Genomic DNA, 3,277 nt, shown 5'->3' with positions numbered 1-3,277 from the left:
CATCGACCGGTACGGGTGCCCGTTCTTGTATGCGGAGTGCCGCACCTATTACGGCCGGGTCCTGTTCGAGAACGGCGACTGGGCCGCCGCCGAGGCTCTTCTCGCCGATGCGATCGCGATGTCAAAGGGAGTCTTCGCGGCGCCGCACGCGTTCGCGGCCGGGACGCTCGCCGAGCTCAGGCTCGCGCAGGGAAAGGTCGAGGATGCGGCCAGGGTGCTGCGCGGCGTCGAGGGCCGTGAGGAATCCGCAACGGCGGTCGCCTCGGTGCATCTGGCCCAGGGCGAACCATCGGCCGCGGCAGCTGTCTTGCGCCGACGACTCGCTGCCACTAGCCCGGACCGGCTCGATGTCGCCGCGGTGATCGAGTTGCTCGGCGAGGCAGAGATCGCATTGCACGACAACGGCGCGGCCATCGAACGCGGACGTTCGCTCGTGGCGCTCGGCAGCGTTAACAACTGTGACCTCATCGTCGCGCACGGCGAGCGCCTGCTCGGGCACGCGCTCGCGCAGACGGACGTACCAGCTGCGTGCACGCACCTGGAGACAGCGCTATCGGCCTTCACCCACGCCGGGATTCCTTACCGCGCCGCGCAGACGCGGCTGTTGCTCGCCCAGGTGCTCGGGCGGAACGACCGTGAGGTGGCCGGAGCCGAGGCGCGCGCAGCGTTGTTGGTTTTCGAGGATCTGGGAGCCGACCATGACGCGGACGCGGCCGCCGCGCTGATGCGCGATCTGGGCATCTACGCGGCCAGGACAGGGCCGAGGCATGTCGGACGGCTGACCAAGCGTGAGCAGCAAGTGCTCGCTCTGCTCGGCGAAGGGCTCTCCAACCCCCAGATCGCCGAACGTCTGTTCCTGTCGCGCAAGACGGTCGAGCATCACGTCGCGCGCATCCTGTCCAAGCTGGGCCTGCGCGGACGCGCTGAAGCCGCCGCCCTCGCGGCGCGAAGCGGCCGTGAAGAATCAGCCACAAATAGGTGAGTTCGCCGATGCTCAGGCGCCAGCCCGGGCGCCATCGTGGCCCTCATGACCGAAAAGAGGGAGCAACCTCACGGGATGAAGGTGATCCACGTGCAGGCGTTCGTTCCCGAGATGAGGAGGGCAGTCATGACGGGACAACTGGACGGCACGGTCGTGAAGGATCGCGTCGACGCCTGTGGCCTGGACACCTACTACGAAGTCCACGGCACGGGCGAGCCGCTCCTGTACTTGCACGGCGGGTTCAACACCATCGAGATGCTGGGCGGAATCCTTCCTCAGCTTGCTCAGCGGTACCGCGTATACCTGCCGGAGCGGCAGGGCCAAGGACGCACCCCCGACCGGGACGGGCCGGTCACGTTTCCGAGCATGGCCGCCGACACGATCGCGTTCTACGAGGCGGTCGGGCTGTCCGCCGCCCATCTGGTCGGCTTCAGCGACGGCGCGATGGTCGCTATCCACGTCGCGCTCCAGCGCCCGGACCTGGTGCACAGGCTCGTCCTGATCGGGCAGTACGCCAACCCGGACGGGTGCCCGCCGTTCTACGCCGAGCTGATGGAGCAGTTCACGCCCGATTCCTTCCCCGCCATGTTCCGGCAGATGTACAACTCGCTCTCGCCGGATGGGCCCGAGCATTTCCCGGTGTTCTTCAACAAGCTGAAGCCGAACTGGCTGTCCCCAGGCGTGTCACTGGAACGGCTCCGGGACGTGCAATCGCCGACGCTCGTCCTGATCGGCGATGATGACTGCGTCACTCCTGAGCACGCCGCGGCGATGGTACGCACGCTTCCTGCGGGATCACAGCTGGGGGTCGTGCCCGGAACCTCGCACGGGCTCCCGTTCGAGAAGCCCGATCTCGTTGACCGGCTGATTCTCGACTTTCTCCAGGACCAGCAAACGGAGAAAATGATCCGGCCCGCGGACGAGTCCTGACGTAGCTGCGGAGATTACCAGCCGGCCTGGCGTCTGGTCCGCCTGGTGGAACTATCAAGGTCGGCAGGACGTGAGCCTGCGATTATGCCGCGCCGTCCTGCGAATCGATGCCGTGCTGGTGCAGGAGATCGCGGAGCCGCTCGATCTCTTCACTCAAGGACGCGTTCCGGGCCTGGCTTCACCGTCCGGTCAGGTGCCGCTCCAGCCCGTCCAGCAGGCAGTCCAGGCCGAACTCGAACAACTGATCCAGATGCAGCTCCAGCTCGCTGTCGACCAGCCGGTTCAGCAGCGGGAAGTCACCGGTACCGGCGATGACACGGAAGCCGTGCTCCTGGGTCTGCATCCACTCGTCGCTCGTCAGCCCCGAGTCCTGCTCGGCCTGGGCCTCGGCCTCAAGGTTGAGGGCCAGGCCGCGCACGTGGCTGAACAGCGTCATGTGGACGTGCATCATCTCCTGGATCGTCAGGCCCAACCCGTCCAGCGCGCGCAGCGCCCACTCGGTGTGCCGCATCCCGTTGGGGATCAGCTGCGGGCGGGTCATGGACAGCGCCGGGGCGAGCCACGGGTGGCGGCGGAACCCCTGCCACTGCATGCGGGAGGACAGTTCCAGCTGGGCCCGCCAGCCCCTGGGCGGCCGGGCCGGCAGGGGGTCCTCGCCGAGCACGCTGTCCATCATGGACACCAGCAACTCGTCCTTGCCGTCGACGTGACGGTAGAGCGACATCGGGGCCGCGCCCAGCTCGGTCGCGATGCGCCGCATGGACAGCTGCGCCAGACCCTCGGCGTCGGCAACCCGGATGGCTGCCGCCACGATCCGCTCACGGCTCAGGTCGGGGTCGCCCTCGTCTCGGCGCGCGCGTGCCGCCACGCCCGCCGGCCGAGCGGGTCCGGCCGGGCCGGCGACTACCGTGCCCCGGCCCGGTAGCGACCGGGTCACCCCCTCGGCGTTCAGGGTCGCGAGCACCTTCGTCGCGGTGGCCAGGGCCACGCCCCACTCGCGGGTGATGCCGCGTGCCGACGGCACCGGGTCGCCGGGTCGCAGCTCGCGATCGGCTATACGGGCGCGGATCTCATCGGCGATACGACGGTACGGCGGCTGAGTCATCGATCGCTTCTCCTCTCCCCGTACTAGTACACCAAGCGCCTTGACTAGCACACGTACGGTGTACGCATAGGTAGATACATCGTACGCGACGAGGAGGCACAGCAGTGGCCAACCAGACGGTACTAATCTCGGGCGCCGGCATCGGCGGGCCAGCGCTCGCGTTCTGGCTGCGGCGGTACGGCTTCGCGCCGACGGTCGTAGAGGTCGCGCCCGCGCCCCGGCCCGGCGGGCATGCCGTGGACCTGCGCGGCGCCGGGCGC

The 3,277-nt window shown here is 68.4% G+C and carries 3 protein-coding genes; 2 read left to right on the top strand and 1 reads right to left on the bottom strand.

Translation table 11 applies throughout. The annotated features are described in order from the left end of the window. Both VMF70_13010 and VMF70_13005 read left to right on the top strand, forming a co-directional pair. Positions 1 to 982: LuxR C-terminal-related transcriptional regulator (locus VMF70_13010; GenBank protein HTT68937.1), on the top strand; the 982-nt coding region annotated here is incomplete at its 5' end. A 75-nt stretch (positions 983 to 1,057) separates the two neighbouring features. After that, positions 1,058 to 1,912 (top strand): alpha/beta hydrolase, encoded by an 855-nt coding sequence (locus VMF70_13005; GenBank protein HTT68936.1) that lies wholly within the window; start codon positions 1,058 to 1,060, stop codon positions 1,910 to 1,912. Positions 1,913 to 2,090: 178 nt separating this feature from the next. Here VMF70_13005 and VMF70_13000 read toward each other — a convergent pair whose 3' ends face one another. Further along, positions 2,091 to 3,017 carry a TetR/AcrR family transcriptional regulator C-terminal domain-containing protein gene (locus VMF70_13000; GenBank protein HTT68935.1) on the bottom strand — a complete coding sequence of 309 codons (927 nt, stop codon included), beginning with the start codon at positions 3,015 to 3,017 and terminating at the stop codon, positions 2,091 to 2,093. Between the last annotated feature and the right edge of the window lie 260 nt (positions 3,018 to 3,277).

Source organism: Gemmatimonadales bacterium, from assembly GCA_035502185.1.
Taxonomy (GTDB): domain Bacteria; phylum Gemmatimonadota; class Gemmatimonadetes; order Gemmatimonadales; family JACORV01; genus Fen-1245.
The sequence above is the reverse complement of the archived record's forward strand: the minus strand, read 5'-3'. Positions and strand labels throughout refer to the sequence as shown.

Coding starts and splice junctions, on each gene's coding strand:
- VMF70_13000 (HTT68935.1), bottom strand. CDS start 3,017: ATGACTCAGCCGCCGTACCGTCGTATCGCCGATGAGATCCGCGCCCGT.
- VMF70_13005 (HTT68936.1), top strand. CDS start 1,058: ATGAAGGTGATCCACGTGCAGGCGTTCGTTCCCGAGATGAGGAGGGCA.